General features: G+C 47.9%; 14 protein-coding genes. 7 read left to right on the top strand and 7 right to left on the bottom strand.

All coding sequences use genetic code 11. The features are described 5' to 3' along the window. Nucleotides 1-39: 39 nt before the first annotated feature. On the bottom strand, nt 40-1,056 hold the full coding sequence (locus tag MZO40_RS08985; protein ID WP_105961545.1) for an NAD-dependent epimerase/dehydratase family protein: 1,017 nt from the start codon (nt 1,054-1,056) through the stop codon (nt 40-42). Between the two features lie 106 nt (nt 1,057-1,162). On the opposite strand from MZO40_RS08985, the gene MZO40_RS08980 reads away from it, so the two are divergent. The 3 genes from MZO40_RS08980 (at nt 1,163) to MZO40_RS08970 (ending at nt 3,850) form a co-directional block, all read left to right on the top strand. Continuing rightward, a complete protein-coding gene (locus tag MZO40_RS08980; protein ID WP_088770745.1) occupies nt 1,163-1,606 on the top strand; it encodes a MerR family transcriptional regulator in 444 nt (147 codons plus the stop codon). Nucleotides 1,607-1,989: 383 nt separating this feature from the next. After that, on the top strand, nt 1,990-2,613 hold the full coding sequence (locus MZO40_RS08975) for a LysM peptidoglycan-binding domain-containing protein (protein WP_050340131.1): 624 nt from the start codon (nt 1,990-1,992) through the stop codon (nt 2,611-2,613). Nucleotides 2,614-3,172: 559 nt separating this feature from the next. Further along, entirely contained in the window at nt 3,173-3,850 is a 678-nt protein-coding gene (locus MZO40_RS08970; RefSeq protein ID WP_120769213.1) for a LysM peptidoglycan-binding domain-containing protein, read from the top strand. Between the two features lie 167 nt (nt 3,851-4,017). Here the strand turns inward: MZO40_RS08970 and MZO40_RS08965 are convergent, their stop codons facing one another. Continuing rightward, nucleotides 4,018-4,608, bottom strand: a complete 591-nt coding sequence (locus MZO40_RS08965; RefSeq protein WP_225367231.1) for an SdpI family protein — start codon at nt 4,606-4,608, stop codon at nt 4,018-4,020. Between the two features lie 156 nt (nt 4,609-4,764). Between MZO40_RS08965 and MZO40_RS08960 the strand changes: the two genes are divergently transcribed. Next, nucleotides 4,765-5,109 (top strand): ASCH domain-containing protein, encoded by a 345-nt coding sequence (locus tag MZO40_RS08960; RefSeq protein WP_105961542.1) that lies wholly within the window; start codon nt 4,765-4,767, stop codon nt 5,107-5,109. Here the strand turns inward: MZO40_RS08960 and MZO40_RS08955 are convergent. Continuing rightward, complete coding sequence (locus MZO40_RS08955; protein WP_252133233.1) at nt 5,098-5,991, bottom strand: metal ABC transporter solute-binding protein; 894 nt, start codon at nt 5,989-5,991, stop codon at nt 5,098-5,100. The genes MZO40_RS08960 and MZO40_RS08955 overlap by 12 nt on opposite strands. Before the next feature lie 113 nt (nt 5,992-6,104). On the opposite strand from MZO40_RS08955, the gene MZO40_RS08950 reads away from it, so the two are divergent. From MZO40_RS08950 to MZO40_RS08940, 3 genes are all read left to right on the top strand, one after another. Beyond that, nucleotides 6,105-6,644, top strand: coding sequence for a hypothetical protein (locus MZO40_RS08950; RefSeq protein ID WP_252133232.1), 540 nt, complete (start codon nt 6,105-6,107; stop codon nt 6,642-6,644). Between the two features lie 271 nt (nt 6,645-6,915). Further along, nucleotides 6,916-7,572, top strand: a complete 657-nt coding sequence (locus tag MZO40_RS08945; RefSeq protein ID WP_225367230.1) for a DNA-3-methyladenine glycosylase I — start codon at nt 6,916-6,918, stop codon at nt 7,570-7,572. Between the two features lie 171 nt (nt 7,573-7,743). Further along, complete coding sequence (locus tag MZO40_RS08940; protein ID WP_105961538.1) at nt 7,744-8,880, top strand: GGDEF domain-containing protein; 1,137 nt, start codon at nt 7,744-7,746, stop codon at nt 8,878-8,880. 135 nt (nt 8,881-9,015) lie between these two features. Here the strand turns inward: MZO40_RS08940 and MZO40_RS08935 are convergent, their stop codons facing one another. The 4 genes from MZO40_RS08935 to MZO40_RS08920 form a co-directional block, all read right to left on the bottom strand. Continuing rightward, complete coding sequence (locus MZO40_RS08935) at nt 9,016-9,474, bottom strand: hypothetical protein (RefSeq protein ID WP_105961537.1); 459 nt, start codon at nt 9,472-9,474, stop codon at nt 9,016-9,018. Further along, nucleotides 9,474-10,988: a LytTR family transcriptional regulator gene (locus MZO40_RS08930; RefSeq protein ID WP_105961536.1), complete on the bottom strand. Its 1,515-nt coding sequence runs from the start codon at nt 10,986-10,988 to the stop codon at nt 9,474-9,476. The genes MZO40_RS08935 and MZO40_RS08930 overlap by 1 nt, the downstream gene beginning before the upstream one ends. Nucleotides 10,989-11,040: 52 nt before the next feature. Beyond that, nucleotides 11,041-11,613 (bottom strand): hypothetical protein, encoded by a 573-nt coding sequence (locus tag MZO40_RS08925; RefSeq protein WP_088770737.1) that lies wholly within the window; start codon nt 11,611-11,613, stop codon nt 11,041-11,043. 403 nt (nt 11,614-12,016) lie between these two features. Continuing rightward, nucleotides 12,017-13,204, bottom strand: a complete 1,188-nt coding sequence (locus MZO40_RS08920; protein WP_252133231.1) for a hypothetical protein — start codon at nt 13,202-13,204, stop codon at nt 12,017-12,019. Nucleotides 13,205-13,209 lie beyond the last annotated feature (5 nt).

Here is a 13,209-nt window from a genome sequence, read left to right as displayed (position 1 = left end):
GAACTGGATTGCTGTCCGTCAGCCGTTGAGCGCGCTACCCTATTTCAGTCCGTTCTTCACCAAAGTATCCACCGCTGCTAGGACAGCCGTGTCCGCTGTACGTGGTTGCCAGCCCAATTGCTCAGCCTTTTGGATGCTGACGTCATGGTTGAGCCGCATCATCAAGTTGGCTTCGCGGAGTTGCCGATTAAATGGGGCCAGGCCGTGAACAAGCCAGTCTGGGACTAAATGTTTAGTCAGCTTGGCTGCTAATTGGGGCCGTTGTTGTTGAATCAAAGTACGAATGGCGGCCATTGAGACCGGCTTAGGCGCAACCGCTAAGTAGCGTTGATTAGCCGCTTCCGGTGCAGTCATGACCCGAACTTCTAAATCAGCAACATCGCGGACGTCGACGACATTAACGACCAAATTGGGCATCGCCTGACCCGTTAAAAGTCGGTTGACCAAATTATAACTCCCGGTCACGTGACCATTTAATGATGGTCCGAGCATCGCGCCCGCATTGACCGTTGTAAATTCCGGGCCTTCAGGATGTTGCCGCTGGTAGTCCCACCCAGCTTGCTCGGCAACTAACTTCGATTGCTCGTATAATGAGAGCCCAGCCTGGTCGACTTTGGTCCAATCGGCTTCGGTTACGGGTCGCTGATGATCTAGACGACTAAACCCGACTGCACCTAGATTAGCCGTCATTACGACTCGTTTGACCCCGGCGGCCGTTGCGGCTTTCATGATTCGCAACGTGCCATCCTTGGCTGCGTTCGCCACTGCGGCAGAAGCTTGCCCCTGATTCACAAAGACCGGTGCCGCCACACTCATGACAGTCGTGACCCCTTGCATCGCGTCATTCCAGCCAGCCTCCTGGGTCAAGTCGAGCGCGACAAAGGAAAGTTGATCTAAATTGGGCGTTCCAGCCAAAGTTTGTTGCACACCAGCGGCCTTGTCTAATGAGCGCAACGTGCCGCGCACCGCGTATCCCGCCGTCAACAATCGTTTAATGATGTGACTCGCTAAAAAGCCATTGGCACCTGTAACTAAAATTAATGATTGATTTTGCATGGTTGATCCACCTCGTATTAACGATTGTTTTTTGATTGATTTCTTGTTAATATAGCTACAATAAACCTTAGATAACACTCTAAGGCAAGCGCTTGGAGGAATTATTTTGACTTACACCATCAAAGAAGTTGCGGAAAAGGTCGGATTGAGTGCCTATACGCTTCGATTCTATGACAAACAAGGCTTATTACCGTTCGTCAGTCGCAATCAGTCGGGCTATCGGGCCTTCACTGACGGCGACTTACACTTGTTACATACGATTATTTGTTTAAAGAACACCGGTATGGCAATCAGCGACATCCGCCAATATATCGATTACGTGATGGCCGGCCCCGATTCGATTCCACAGCGCCGCGCATTACTGACAGCTCATCGCAACGCTATTCTGGCTGAGCAAGCCAAGATCATGAAGAATTTGCAAGAAGTCGATTACAAATTGAACCTATATAACGACCCGCAAGCGAGCGAACTCGTCAATCAAGAACTCGCCCAAGCTAAATCTGAAAAGCAGGCATCCGGCTTAGCCGACCCGTTTCCAGTCACGGAATAATGCCTAAAAACACCGATAAAACGTTAATTCAACCCCAAATGACCGATTATTTCGAAAATAATCGTTTTTTTTACGGGCTAATTTTTAGCGATTTTAACGTAACATTGTTCATTTTAGGGTGGCCTAAACTTAGTTGATGGTGCTCGTCATAGACCCCGATTCAGCATTTTTTGACCGTTGGCACCAGGTCACAGTTCGGTTACGAACATTACAAAATGGGTGGTTTCTGTAATCTTTGCATTGCGTTCTTAAAATTCGCGACACGGACAAGTAACACGTCGGGGTTAGACTGGGTTCTGTTGATTGCGACAGACATCGCAATTAAGATTTTTGTCAGTAAGTAATTTAATCGATAAACACAAAATTTATAGGAGTGTCTTAATTTGAAAAAACTTGTAAGTACAATCGTAACTACCTCAGCCGCAGCCGCTGGTTTATTCTTCGCCGGTGTGGTCAATGCTAATGCCGACTCAACTTACACCGTTAAGAGCGGTGATTCCGTATGGGCCATCGCACAAAAATTCAACACAACTATTAATAACGTTGAAACGACCAACAACATCAAGGGTCACTACATCTTACCTGGTCAAAAATTAACCATCAAGACGAGCTCATCAAACACGAACAGCTCATCTTCAAACAGCACGAGTGCTTCGACGACTAGTTCATCATCAACTAGCTCAACTTCAACTAGTTCATCAAGCAACACGACTGCAACCACGAGCTCAACGTCTTCATCAACTAGCTCATCAACTTCTACCTACACTGGTAGCAACTTAAAGAGCTACGTCTTGAGCCAAATGGAATCACGGACTGGCGTTTCCGCTTCAACTTGGAACACCATCATCACTCGTGAATCTAACTGGCAACCATACGTTGTCAACAGTACTAGTGGTGCTTATGGGTTATTCCAAAACATGCACATTAGTAGTGGTTCTGTTGAAGAACAAGTTAACGCCGCCGTTGCTTTATACGAAGCACAAGGCATGGCTGCTTGGGCCCTTTAATCTAAATCAAACACACATCCAAGTCGGGATTTTTCCCGGCTTTTTTTGTGGCCTAAAACAGATCACAGTCGCACGCTGTCATGCACAGGGTGGATAACTTAATTGAAATCTAGCACGAGTTATCCACAGTCCGCAATAATTAAGGCGCTTGCTGTCACACGACCTGTGAACAAAGACACTCGCCCCGTGTCGATTACGGTTCAGTCATTGACTAAGCGACTGCCATTAATGATATTATCGTGAAACTATCAGCTTTATCACGGATTTGACGGCATTATTAGATGACCCTAGCAACTATCCCCCGTTTTCAAAATTAGTTTATCGTTAATTTTGTCATATTTATTATATTAATCGTGGATATATTGACGATGATTTGAGCCGTCTCAACAGCATTCTATGCCAATCAGAAATATTTCATCGCCATAATTTTCTCAGAATCTCGCAATCGCTTCTTAAAATATCCGATACAAACGAGTAACAAGTCGCCGCTATACTAATTTTTGTTGATCAACAAAGACTGATTTTAGACTGAGACATTCAAAAAATAGGAGCGTACAACTTGAAAAAATTATTAACCACAATCTTAACAACTTCCGCTGCAACGGTTGGCTTACTGATGGCCGGAACGCTTTCTGCAAATGCCGACGCAACTTACACCGTTAAGAAGGGTGACTGTGTCTGGGCAATTTCACAAGAATACAAGACGACGATCGAGTCAATTGAAACGGCCAACAACATTCACGGCCATTTAATTTTACCAGGCCAACAACTCCGGATTCCGGGCGCAACTGCTCCAGTGACTGCAACACAAACACCAGCAGCCCCCGTAACTACCGCGCCGGTTCAAACGGCTCCGGTTCAACAAGCACCGGCAACGACGCCTGCGCAACCTGCTGAAACACCAGCTGTGACTGCACCGGCAACGCCAGTTGAAACGGCACCTGCTCAAACGAGTGAACCTGCAGCGACGACGCCTGCCCCAGAAACTTACACGGGCGGCAATCTTCAGAGCTACGTTTTAGGTCAAATGCAATCACGGACGGGTGTGTCTGCCAGCACTTGGGACCACATCATCAATCGTGAATCAAACTGGCAACCACACGTGGTGAACGGCGCTAGTGGCGCTTATGGGTTATTCCAAAACATTCACATCAGCGGCGGTTCTGTCCAACAACAAATCGACGCGGCTGTTAATTTGTACCATGCACAAGGCATGCAAGCCTGGGCATTATATTAATCATTTGTCATGACAAAAGGCTGAGGATAAGATTCCTCAGCCTTTTTTGGCGTGCTCGTAGTCTACTTGTTAGTTCCATCATCGTTGTCTCATGATGGATAACGCGATGGTAAGCGCACGTTTATTTCGTGACAGCCTCAACGCTTTTAATTTCAATAATTTAGCAACTACTGATGATTCAAACACCATGCATAGCCGACCGCCAGCAGTAAAATACCAATTACGCTAATCAGCAAGTACCACGGAAAAGCTACGGGCCACAACCAACCGATTGCAACCATGCCATAACTCGCCAACAATAACAATAATCCGACGAGCCAATTAGTTTTGTGCCAGACCACTGGCGATTTGAAGGTCCAACTAATTCGGACGCCCCAACCCAAGTTACGGGGCATATCCATGCACAAGCCGCCAATCAGGCCAAACGCCACCCCGGATACCAGACCACTATTCGCTGGTTGAAACCAAACTGGCACGACTAATAATAAAATCTGATACCCTAACCACCCCGCTGCTAAGTGGGTCGTCATCCGCAAGTAATCGAACGGTTCCAGCGCTAACCGGTTGGCCAACCACGGACCACCTAGTAATAAAATCGTCGCACTGGTCCAATAAATCAGTCCCCACCAAGTCATTTGCTGATTGCCCAGCGGCAGTGGTCGTCCAAGCAAGGAGCGACTCCATGCATAGACGAGAATCAGTGTATTCAATAGACTTAGCAATTGTAAGGTTATCGGCAGCGTATGTCGTTTTGTCATTTAAGTCATCTCCCTGCTACCTATCAATAATTGTCGCACGAATAAGTTCTGCAGCAATTTTGATCTACTCACTTGAGCATCATAAACCTTACTTTTGCCCACCATGTTAGTTTGTTTTCAAGTATAATAAAAGGCAAGTGTTGGGAGATGATCTTCATGAGCACCATGCAACTGCAACATCCACAGTGGCAATTGGTTCAAGCGGGCACGAAGACCGTTGAGATTCGCCTCAATGATCCTAAACGGCAACCACTACAAGTCGGCGACGCCATCTGCTTTTTAGATTTAGAGACTGGTCAGTCAGTGCGCACCACGCTTGTTGCCAAACGAACATATGCTAGTTTTGCCGATTTACTAACCAACTATACTGCTGTTGAAGTTGGGAGTGCGCCCCACACGTCCGTTGCGCAGATGGTCGTGGACATGTTGACCATTTATTCAGCGGAACAAGTCCGCCAATGGGGTGTCGTTGCGCTGACAATTAAACGACTAGTCAGTTAACAACTGGTTGAGTTGGCGATACTGCTTCAACATCCACTGTTGATAAGTCAAGTTAGCCGGCATCGTTTCAGTCACGTTGAGGACAGGAACTTGGTGCTGCTTCGCTAACGTAACCATGTTCGTGACGATTTTGTCGCTGACTTGCTGGTTGTTCACAAACAGGGCAACTTGCTTATTTTTTAATCCCCGCTGCATCTTGTGGATAACTTGTGGCGACGGATCCGTGCCCTTTTCAACGGCATTTTCAAAATCATGATTGGCCACTTTGAAGCCCAAGCTGGTCAAGGCGTAATCGAAGACTGGTTCACTGACGAGGACCTGGCGATTGCTTAATCGTTTCACTTTTGCTTGTAATTGCTGCCGTTCTTGTTGAATTGGCTTGAGTGACGCAATATATTTTTTGGCGTTCGCCTTAAAATAGGCCCGATGTTGTGGCTGCTGCTTGGCAAACTGTTCGGCCAAATATGTCGCCGTCACTGGCATCGTTTTAGCGTCATACCACAGGTGCTCATTGACGCCGGCTTTGCGATGGAGCACGTCTTCCCCGACGCGAATCAACTTGGCTTGCTTGGTTGACCGGACGACCTTATTCATCCAACCATCGTAGCCAAGTCCGTTGGCGAGCGCCACATCCGCCTGACTGACTTGTTTGGCGACAGCTGGCGTTGGTTCAAAATCATGGGGGTCAACGGACGGCTTATTGATGATCGAGCTGACCTGAACGTGCTTACCCCCGACTGCTTTGGCCACCGCACCATAAAAGTTGGTCGTTGCGACAACCTTAATCTTACTGTTGTTCGTCGACTCTGACTTGGATTGACAGCCCGTCAACAGGCCACCACCAATCACTAAGCCAACTAATAGTACCCAAAAACGTTTCACATTTGCCACTCCTCTTTTAAATAGTAATCATTACGCTTTACAGAATAACAATAACTATCTTGATTGTAAATAGTAATATTTACTTTTTACAATTTTGTCGTGAGGTGTTTTCAATGAAAAAATTGCTCTTACCGTTCATCACCGTCCTCATTATTGGCACGGTGGTTGGAATCGTCACGCTGCACCACGCACCAGCAGCAACCCCTACGACGACTGCCAAAAAAGCGCAGGTTCCGCGGCGTGTCGCGCCAATCACTGCGTCCGCGGTCGCAAAGGATCCCAAATTGAAATATAGCTGCATCATTTATTACGCCGTTAAGCACCTAAAAATTCAACGCTGGCAAGAAGTCAGTGACTTCAAATTAGGCTGGCAAGTTGAGATTTATCACGAAGCGTCCCAATCGAAGTACCTCGTCTGGCCGGACAAAAATATCAAGACGAGTGCCAAAGCACTTCAGCCGAACTGGTTTACAATCAAAAATGGTCAGGTGACTTACGATAGTTTTGGGGTGCATACGTTCAAAAAAGATATGACCGCAACTGTCAGCCTGACAATGATTATTAAGCAAATCCAACAAGATCACGCCACCAAAACGGTCCGTAACATGCGCCCTAATCTAGTGGTGAAAGAACACGCGCGTGTCGATGACTAGTGGCGACGCTCGACCACTGTGTATAACTCGAGTGACGGTGGCAGAATGAGGACTTGTGTTTGCTGGAACTGTGCATAACTGTTCCGACTGCAAAAACACGCTTGTGCATAATCTCTGTGTTAACTCACTATTCTCACACCGTCTCGTCCGACGATGCCAGCATCTAATTCGGACCACAATTGCCAAAAATTCACACGCTTTTGAAATGAAACCAGCGGCATTTCGCGTAATTATCTGGTGTAACCTACTTTTAGACTGAAATGGGGCCAACATGATGATTACGACCTGGTTTGACGACGATCCATTATTTAACCGCTACTATCCTTACGATTCAGCCTACCGTTACTACTTTGACCACGAATGGAGTCTGCCGACTGACCAAGACACGCACCTCTTCGAATTTTTAAGTCTCGGTGGATTTGCCGCTGGTTTGAGTTGGTCGGGGGTGCTAAAGAAACGGCCGGCACTGACCACCGCTTTTAGTGACTGGCAAATCGACGTCGTTGCGGCTTATGATGAGGCACATATCACGAAGTTACTCGCTAATCCACAACTCATCCGCAACCGACGCAAAATTATGGCGGTTATCCACAATGCACAGTTGATCCACCAAATTCAACAAACGCGCTCCTTCGCCGACTATCTCTGGCAACTACTGAACGACCAGCAACTGGTCTTAAACGCACCCCACTTTCGAGATTTGCCCCGAACAACCATTACCGGGGACCAGTTGGCGCGACATCTCCACCAAGCAGGCTTTCAGTTCGTGGGGCCAGTCACGGTGAACGCTTGGCTGGTTAATACCGGCTTTATTGCAGCGCGGCCTGATCAACGCGGAATCATTAATGCCAATACCCGCATCATCTCACCCGTACAACCGTTATTGCCGCCGCGTTCCCCTCATCAGTTGGGACATTTTGAACCGTAACCGATACGCGAACAGGACGACGATTCACGTTTAAACACTGTTGATACAACTTTTAGCTTCAGGTCTCCACCTAAAACTCCCAGTCGCTATTTATCGATTGGAGGGCTATACTAATACCTGTATACTTTAATTTAAATGAACATAGAATAATGAATTGAAGGGTGTTTGGGTATGACTTGGTCACATTGGGAGATTTCACCATTTATTACAAGTGTTTTCTTTATTTTAGGCGTACTAACGCTTTTTTGGGTATCACAGAATTGGTTGATCACATTTTTGCATACGCATTATCAACGCGTCAATGAGTCGATTATCAACGATTGGTATGGCTTAGTGTATATGCTGGTTTTCGTCTTCGGGATGCAGGCACTGATTGTTGGTCAACCGGATGCCTGGATTTTCATGAATTTCCAACTGATTGCGCTGACTTTTTGCGGCTATTTTCTCAACATTCGGATTGCCAACTACTACTTGTATCCGCTGGTACTGGTCTTCATGATTTTTAACCGATCACTGGGTTACTGGCAATCGTGGGGCCACGCGCTAGCACTACTACTATTCTTTACGACGTTGAGAACGCTACGGAAGCGCGTGCCGTTACAAACTAAAGTCGGCCAAGTTACGTTATACTTTGTCACTTGTGCGTGCTTCGGCTTGATTTTATGGTGGTTCATGTGGCTCAAATTCAATCTTTCATGGGGGACGTATTGGCAGGAATGGGGCTACCTCATGATTTTCGAAGTGCTACTCTACATCTACGCCAGTATGTTGTCAGCCAATGCCCAACTCAAACAAAACTTGGTCTCATTCGCCAACCACGATGCCCTGACCAAAACTGAGAACTTTGCCGCCTACACGACAGCTATCAATTACCATCTGACGGCGAGTCGTCAAAATGGCGTGCCGCTGACAATGATGATGTTCGACATCGATCACTTCAAGCGCGTCAATGACACCTATGGTCATCTGGCGGGTGACCAAATTTTACAACACGTCACCCAGGTCGCTGAGACGGTCTTTGAAGCCAACAATCCCAACATTGCCCTTTACCGAACGGGCGGTGAAGAATTCAACGTGCTCTTCCCAAGTTACGACTTAACCGAAGCGCGCTTGGTCGCTGAACAACTCTTTGCGGCTGTTAACCACCTGGTCGTTCCATTCAACGGCCATCAAATTCAACTGTCGATATCAGTCGGCATAGCACAATTACAGCCGGAAGATACCACCCCAACTGAATTTTATCGTCGCGTCGATGACAACTTGTATGCGGCCAAGAAACATGGTCGGATGCAAATCGTGGCCAAGTAAGACTTCATGAGTACATTTTCAAACTGAATCAGAACGAAAAGTCCCCTGACAATTGGCACGAACTGCTAATGATCAGGGGACTTTCTTAAACTTGTTAACATTTTATTCTCAAAACTTCGTTGGACAATTATGGCCCTATTGCGCTGCAATCGAAACGCTACGGATATTCGCCATCGGAACGCTATGCGGTGTTTCTAAGTAAATTCGAGCACGCTGCCAGTCCAGCTTCAATAATTGGCTGGTGACGGACTGGTAGTAGCCGACGTCATCGTTGAAGTAATCCAACACGACGACCGGTAATTCTGGCATCGCAGCTAACTGCTGCAACTGTTCCGTCACCGCTTGTTTGGCCGCTGCAGTTGGATAATGCTTATGCGCGTAGATTTTAGCCCGTTTTTCAATTAGTTCGTTATACCCGGTCAGCGCAGCGAACGGCGCAAATTGTGCCGCTCGGTCACTTTGAGGCATCGGTAAATGATGTTTACTGACGGGCCGCGGTGTTGTGATAATATCGGCGTATTCGCTCGTATCGTTAAACAATCCAGCTGGATTAGGTTGTGTGGCTTCTGAAGTCGTTTGTCTAGATTCTGACATTAGGCGCGGTGACCTCCAATCTGTTCATTGCGTTCAATCGTCGTCGCGTCGGCTTTCAAATCAGCCAACCGAATCACGACATTCTTATTGCCCGAACTCGCTTGTAAGTTTAGAATCGTCTGCTGCAGTTGTCGGTCTCGCTCACGGCGTCGTTGGTCATGTTGCTCGCGGTTACGTGCAACAGCTGGATTTTCAAACAAATTCGTTTGCTCACAGCGAGGCTGTTCGGCCACCTGCTGTTCATCAACGAGGTGGTTCGCCATGACAGTGACACGGCGAATCATCAATTTCCGATTAACTGCCTGCTGATAAAGCTGTTGATAAACCGCACTCAGCTCTGGTTGGGCGGCAGTGGCGATCGTTAATCGCGTCGTCACGTGTGCCGGTTTGGGCACTTGTCGACCATAGTAATCTTCGGTCAGTGTCGTCTGGCTTGTTTGTGCCGTACTAGCATCATAGTCGACTCGCAGCCCAATCTGGTCAGTGACCACGTGGCGTTTGACCAAATCGAAGACTAGATTATTGACCATCCCGCGAAGAACTGCCTGGCCAGCAGTGTAGTCGTATGGCCGCATCAGCACCTGGCTCGCATAAATACCGTGCTCACTGGCATGGTAATTCTTGATGTCCGCTAACGTTGCCGACTCATCCCCCCAAGCATGGTCGATCAACAATTCCGCGTTCTTGCCGAACTCACGATAGAGCAACATTTCATTATATTGATCGGACAAACTCCCCAGCGAGCAGCGCGCAATATCACCCATCGTATTGAGTCCGAGCGCTGCCAGACGTTTAGCATAGCCGTGTCCGACCCGCCAAAAGTCCGTCAATGGCCGATGGGCCCATAGGTAACGTCGATACAATTTCTCATCCATCTGGGCAATGCGGACGCCATCCGCATCTGCCGGAATCTTTTTGGCCACGATATCCATGGCGACCTTCGCTAAGTAGAGATTGGTGCCAATCCCCGCGGTGGCGGTAATCCCGGTCTCCGCTTGAATCTCATGAATCATGGTTTTGGCTAACGCGTGCGGCGTGACGTGGTAAGTTGCCAAGTAGTCTGTCACGTCCATGAAGACCTCATCGATTGAGTAAACGTGAATGTGCTCTGGCTTGATAAAGCGCAGATAAATGGTATAAATCTCCGCACTCTTCTGCATATAGTAAGCCATTCGCGGTGGGACGACCTGATAGTCGATGCCCAGATTCGGATGTGCTAACAGTTGGTCGCGATAAATCGACTGATGGCGCTTTACTTGGGCATAGCTCGTCTGCCGCCCGCGTTCCCGGTTCAAATCCGCTAATCGCTGTTTGACCTGGAACAAGCGTGGTCGTCCTGGTACACCGAACTGCTTCAATGCTGGTGATACCGCCAAACAAATCGTCTTATCCGTCCGGCTGGTATCCGCCACGACCAAATTGGCATTCAGCGGGTCCAGGTGGTGCGCGACGCACTCAACCGAAGCGTAGAATGATTTTAAGTCGATTGCCATGTACGTTCGTTTCGTCGTCATCAATTCACCCTCACTTTCTCAATCAACGGCTGTTACTAGTACGACTCAGTTCTCAATGGCGTGCTGGTAAGCCAAAATAAATTTCACTCCGATAGCGTATCACTTTGAAAACAAAGAATGGCCGCGATTGCGCATACGGCTGGACGTTTGCCGCTAAGCCACGCATGCTTCGAAAACACATCACGTCCTGCAAGCCATCAGTCATATGGCCACTCTCATCCATATAAATGAACGTTAGCTGACGCTCGCTGATCAAGCCAGCAAAGTACCGATTCGGATGGTCATTCAATTGGGCCACGACTTGTGGTGATAAATCCGGTGGTAAGTTGACGGCATAAAAGATGCGTCCAAAATCTGCCAAGCCAACATCGGGCTGCTGACTATTGTGGCGGATATAGGTCCTGGGCGTTGCGACAGCTGAAATCAGGCGCATCAGACTGTGTTTCGGCCTGCCGGGGACCGGGTGAATCACGTTTTGCACCCACAAATGGTCAGTCACAGTGTTACCAGCCTGATCTTCAACGTTAGTCAGCGCCGTTACACCGCGACCATTATGATCACTGCCATAAGTCCTGATGACACCGGTAAAATGTTGCCGCGGACGGTCCATCAACGTTTTCCGCACTGCCTTCGCCCCCTTTTTGACTGTCTATCCCCTTACTGTGCCGTTTATTGTGCTATTCATACATCACACACGAACTCTTGTTCCCTTAATTATAAAATAACTCAGTCTAAAATGCCAGAATTGTTTTGTTTCAAAAAACATCATAACCGAGACATTCGGCCAGTCTCATATTTCTGCAATCCAATCATGATGCTATCACGCTCATCTTTCACCTACCAAATGGCTGTTAAGCGGTTGGACCCAATCAGTTGAGCTAGAATACCGACGGCTCAGCCTCTTCCCGTTGCGTCGTCGCTAGTCACAAGTTGAATTTTTGCTTACTCAAAAAATCGGCCGCCGCGCACCAATTCTCCGTGCGCAACGACCGATTTCGTCATTTTTATAATTGTTTACAACTACCGTCCTACTCGCGTTTCGAATCCTGTTCCAACTGAATCGTCAGTAATTCTGGATCTTCATTAACCAACGCTTGGAGGCGCGAAAAGAGCATCAGGAGCCAACCAAACGATAAGGCAAAGGCTTGAATCTCAAACGCCGTCAGCGATGGATAGTTGAACCAGTGAAAGCCGAAGTTCAACAGTAAGAGCAAGATGCCGACACCGTATGACAGCCACAAAAAGTCCTTTGTGATTGCAGGTAATAGCCAACGGACGCCAACGATCAGTAAGACCAGCAATGTCACTAGGCCGCCAGCCACCAAGTCGTGCAGCCAGTGAAAAGTCAGATTATTTGGAAATAGTCCGACTGCCCCGAAGTCGATGGCCGTTAATGTTAGTAAAATTCGCAACGTCAACGTTCGCCAAGTCCGGGGATAAATCCGGCTCAGTGAAACGAAGAGGTAGTCGATCAAAACGACCATCAGTAACGCTGAAAAAATCAACGTCAGGTTAAACTGCCACGCATTTTCAGCAGCATGTGTCCCGAGAAAGCTCAGGTTATGTTGCCACCAGCGCCGCTGACCATTGGCGGCCATTGAGATGACACAGCCACTGACGATCACGACGGTCAGAATCGAGGTTAACGAACGGGCATTAATCGTCAGGGCCGCCCCAACCATGAACGCATCCGCAAAATACGTAAACATCACGATGAGTAACAGTGACGTGAACCGGTCAAACACGACATCTGGAAATAGCAGTTCTAGCACCCAGAAAACCCCAACTAACGCAAACGCCAAAATCATAATAAAGGCGATCGTAATCACCGGGAAATTCCGCCAGTAAATGTGCCGTGAAAAGCGATTTTCAGGATCGTTTCGCGTTTTGAGAAAGAAACCGATAAACAGGAGTGCGCCCGTCACTACCCCAGCAACAATCGTCACACTCCCGATGGATTGGGCACCGGTTAGCGGGACCGGTCGCACCTTTTGAAACCACCAGTAAGCATAACTGGCAACGCCTGAGATTAAGGCGACGATCAACGGCCAAATAACCAAATATTGTTGCCACTGCGGCTGACGCGGTTGGACTTTTTCTAACACTAGCGCGTCATTTTGCACTTTTAATTGTAATTGATCATCACGGTCGATGCCGGCTCGCTCTAACGCGGAGACCGGAATTGAGACGCGCACTTGTTGCTCTTGCCCTGTCATTTCAA

The sequence above is a fragment of the Lactiplantibacillus sp. B652 genome (genome assembly GCF_023806745.1).
Lineage (GTDB): Bacteria > Bacillota > Bacilli > Lactobacillales > Lactobacillaceae > Lactiplantibacillus > Lactiplantibacillus pentosus.
Note: the sequence above shows the minus strand (reverse complement) of the source record. Positions and strands in the feature narration are given on the sequence as shown.

Bases quoted from the DNA above. Each gene is read 5' to 3' on its own strand.
- MZO40_RS08945 (WP_225367230.1), top strand. From the start codon at position 6,916: ATGATGATTACGACCTGGTTTGACGACGATCCATTATTTAACCGCTAC.
- MZO40_RS08920 (WP_252133231.1), bottom strand. From the start codon at position 13,204: ATGACAGGGCAAGAGCAACAAGTGCGCGTCTCAATTCCGGTCTCCGCG.
- MZO40_RS08950 (WP_252133232.1), top strand. From the start codon at position 6,105: ATGAAAAAATTGCTCTTACCGTTCATCACCGTCCTCATTATTGGCACG.
- MZO40_RS08965 (WP_225367231.1), bottom strand. From the start codon at position 4,608: ATGACAAAACGACATACGCTGCCGATAACCTTACAATTGCTAAGTCTA.
- MZO40_RS08935 (WP_105961537.1), bottom strand. From the start codon at position 9,474: ATGTCAGAATCTAGACAAACGACTTCAGAAGCCACACAACCTAATCCA.
- MZO40_RS08940 (WP_105961538.1), top strand. From the start codon at position 7,744: ATGACTTGGTCACATTGGGAGATTTCACCATTTATTACAAGTGTTTTC.
- MZO40_RS08930 (WP_105961536.1), bottom strand. From the start codon at position 10,988: ATGACGACGAAACGAACGTACATGGCAATCGACTTAAAATCATTCTAC.
- MZO40_RS08985 (WP_105961545.1), bottom strand. From the start codon at position 1,056: ATGCAAAATCAATCATTAATTTTAGTTACAGGTGCCAATGGCTTTTTA.
- MZO40_RS08960 (WP_105961542.1), top strand. From the start codon at position 4,765: ATGAGCACCATGCAACTGCAACATCCACAGTGGCAATTGGTTCAAGCG.